At 73.1% G+C, this 3,482-nt stretch carries 2 protein-coding genes; one reads left to right on the forward strand and one right to left on the reverse strand.

Annotation, left to right across the window (positions count from 1 at the left end):
• Positions 1-243: 243 nt before the first annotated feature.
• The gene (gene fliP / locus JWR86_RS11780; protein WP_299565467.1) at positions 244-984 is read left to right on the forward strand and encodes a flagellar type III secretion system pore protein FliP; all 741 of its coding nucleotides are present in this window, start codon (positions 244-246) and stop codon (positions 982-984) included.
• 12 nt (positions 985-996) lie between these two features.
• Here the strand turns inward: fliP and JWR86_RS11785 are convergent.
• Positions 997-3,482, reverse strand: a 2,486-nt coding sequence (locus JWR86_RS11785; RefSeq protein ID WP_299565443.1) for a hypothetical protein, incomplete at its 5' end; no start/stop codon positions are given.

Genomic DNA, 3,482 nt, shown 5'->3' on the forward strand with positions numbered 1-3,482 from the left:
GCCGCGGCGGCCGCCGAGGCCCCGCCCGCGCCCCCGCCGGCGAAGGCCGACCCGTTCTCCATCGAGGACATCGAGGCCGAGTTCGCGCGCCTGCTCGGCCGTCCCCTCGACAAGAAGGAGTAGCGGCGGCCCATTAGGGCTGGAGAACGCCTCTCCCGCCCTTGCCTCGGGCCTCCGCGGCACCCCACCCTTTCCGTCTATGAGGCGGCGAGTCGGACGGAGATGGGGTTGATCTTCCGGGGCCTGAGCCTGCGGGCGCGCGTTGCGGCCGCGGGGCTCGGGGTTGCGCTCTCAGGAGGCGCGGCCCTCGCCCAGAGCGTCACGCTCGATCTCGGGCCCGGCGGTGGCCTGACCGAGCGGGCGCTGCAGCTCGTCGCGCTCGTCACCCTCCTGTCTCTCGCCCCGACCGCGCTCGTGATGGTGACGTCCTTCACGCGCATCGTGGTGGTTCTGTCCCTGCTGCGCTCGGCCATCGGCACCCAAAGTGCCCCGCCGAACGCCGTGATGATCGGGCTCGCCCTGTTCCTGACTGCCTTCGTGATGGCCCCGACGCTGCGAGAGAGCTACCGGGTGGGTGTGGAACCACTGGTTGCGGGCCAGATCACGCCCGCGGTCGCCTTCGAGCGGGGCTCGGCCCCGCTCCGGGCCTTCATGCTGCGCCACGTGCGGGAAAAGGACCTGGCCTTGTTCGTGTCCCTGTCACAGGGGCCGCCGCCGGCCGAGGCGAGCCAGGTGGCGCTGGAAGTCCTGGTTCCGGCCTTCATGATCTCCGAGCTGCGGCGGGCCTTCGAGATCGGCTTCCTGCTCTTCGTACCCTTCCTGATCATCGACCTCGTGGTCGCGTCCATCCTGATGTCGGTCGGCATGATGATGCTGCCGCCCGCCACGGTGGCACTGCCGTTCAAGCTGATCTTCTTTGTGCTGGTGGACGGCTGGAATTTGGTCGCCGGATCGCTGGTGCAGAGCTTCGGCGGAGGCGGCTGAACAGCCTCCTTTTCAGCCGGCCCCAGCCGCGGCCGGTGCGGGCCTGCCCGGTTCGGCCGGGTCGGCGGCGCCGCCCGGGGCCACGCCGGCCCAGTCGGCCAGAAGGTCCCGCAGCCCGTCGACCTTGCCGCTGTCGCGCAGCACGGCCCTGAATTCGGGCGAGCGGACCGCTCCCGGCTGGAACAGCAGCTCGAACGTCTTGGCATCGGGGCTGTCCGCCATCTTGGCCGCAAACTTGCTCCGCAGCCGGTCCAGGGCCAGGGGCTCCTCGGCCATGAGGTGGCCGATAGCGGCCCGGAGCACGTCGGCCCGCTCGCGGTCGCCCAGCGGCTCGGGACCCTTCCAGCGCAGGCCGAGCAGGCCCTCGAAGGCATCCCCGGCGTCGCGCCAGCGTCGCGCTCCGAACAGGATCACGGCCCGCAGCCGGGCAAAATCCGGCCCGGTTTCCCCGTCCACGATCTCCAGGGCCAGGTCCGTCCGGGTCTGATCGGCCTCTGCCTGAGCCTGGAGCAGAAGCCGGAAGCGCCGGACCGCGGAGGGCAGCTCGGACAGCCGGGTGGACTGGAGGGCGGCCAGCGCCAGGGAGGGCTTGCCGCTCATCAGCCGGATGGCCGCGAGGCGGGCCGCCACGGCCGCACGGGCGGCGCCGGACAGGCGCTTGTCCACCTGGTGCTGGAGGAGATCGGCCGCCTGATCCAGGAGATCGAGTTCCACCAATCGGTCCGACAAGCGCCTGACGATCTCGTCGCCCCGGCGGCCGATCGGGGCGAATTCCTTGAAGTCGTAATAGAGCGCCAGCGTCTCCACAGCGGGCAGCTTGGCGGCAGCCTCGCCCAGGAAGAGGTTCTCGAACCGCTTGGCCGTGTCGTGGTGCAACGCCCGGGTCAGGTCATGGTTGGGGAAGTGCTGGTTGGCCTGCTGGGTGACCACGAACATGTCGCGCCAGCGGCTCTGCCCGGCATAGAGCTGGGCGAGTTCGACCAGCGTGCCGAGTTCCACGTCCTCCCCGCGCCAGCTCACCGACAGAAGCTCGAGTCGGCGCACCGCCTCGTCGGCCGGCATGCGGCCCGTGCGGGCCGCCAGCGCTGTGCCGCGCAGCACAGCCTCCGCGGCGACCGGACGGACGGCGTCGTCGGCCAGCAACTGATAGGCCTTGAGAGCCGCATCCGTCCGCTGCGCCGCTTCATCGAGCCGCGCCCGGGCGAGGTCGTGCTGGTCCCGCGCGATCGAGCCGGCGGGCAGCCTGTCCAGGGCCGCCATGATCACCTCCGCACTGCGCACGTCGCCGAGTTCGAGGGCCGCCCGCAGGGCCATGAGCCGCAGGGTCCCGGAGACCTCTTCGGGGTAGAGCCCGAGCACCTCGGCGGAGCGGCGGAACCCGGCCAGCGCGCGGGCCCACTCCCGGTCGCGCGCGTCCAGCGCGGCCCGCCAAAGCCCGGCCTCGGGGTCCTCGGCCAAAGACGAGTGAGCCAGAAACGTCCTGGCGTCGCGAGGCCGCTCGGCCCGCACGGCCGCGATGGCGGAGAGAAGGAGCGTCTCGCGCCGGCCAGCGAAGACCGGGTCCTCGGACCGGGCCAGGGCCAGCACGCTGGCGGCCTCGTGCGACAGGTTGTTGGACAGGAGGAACCGGGCCAGCCGGTAGCGGGCCTCGGCCCGCGCGGACCTCGGGGCCTCCGCCGTCTCGGCCACCAGTTCGCGGTAGCGTTCCACCGTGGAGCCGGCGCCGTCCCGCGCCCAGCTTTCGCGCGTGAGGGCAAGAAGGGCGCCGCCCCGCGCCGCGCCCGACGGGGTTGTCGCCGAGAGGGACAGCCCCGCACGACGCGACACGAGCACCCCGCCGCGGCCCAGGGAGACCGAAACGTCGTCGGCCCGGGCCTCGACGGCGACGCCCTGGAGAGACGGCAGCAAGCCGAACTCGACGAAGTGCCGCCCGCTCGCCAGCGCCTGCAAGCGCCCGGCGGCTGCGACCACGGCCAACCGCCCGCCGCCCTCGCCTTCGACCCACCGCACGGAGCCGGCTCCCGCCAGCGCGATGGCGACCTCGCCGTGGCCCTCGGAACCGAGCGCGCGGGTGACCTTGACCTCATCCGGCGGCAGGCCCGCATGGCCTCCGAAGGCGAGCCGCCATCCGGTGCCCTCCGGGGCCAGCCGCGCCTGCCGGCTGTCGGCCGGCGTGAGACGCAGGATGGTGAAGCCGGGCTCCGTCCTCAGCTCGTCCAGCCGGGCGAGGCCGGCCGCGGCCGCCTGCAGCCTGGCGACGTCGATCCGGTCGGCCGTTTCAAACAGCAGCGTGACCCGGTCGCCCCGCGCGAAAGCCGCGGCCGGCGTCAGAGACCGAAACGGAAACAGGATGGAGCCGGTCGAATCCGGACCGGACGTCGCGACCGGAACCACCGGGGACGGGGCGGCGGCGGAGGCTGGCCCGGCGGCGGGCGCCGGGGCCGGGGCGGGAGCGGGCTCAGCCGCCGGGTCCGCCTCTGCCTCGGCAGCGGCCGGCA

This window comes from Enterovirga sp., assembly GCF_028290205.1.
Taxonomy (GTDB): Bacteria; Pseudomonadota; Alphaproteobacteria; order Rhizobiales; family Beijerinckiaceae; genus Enterovirga.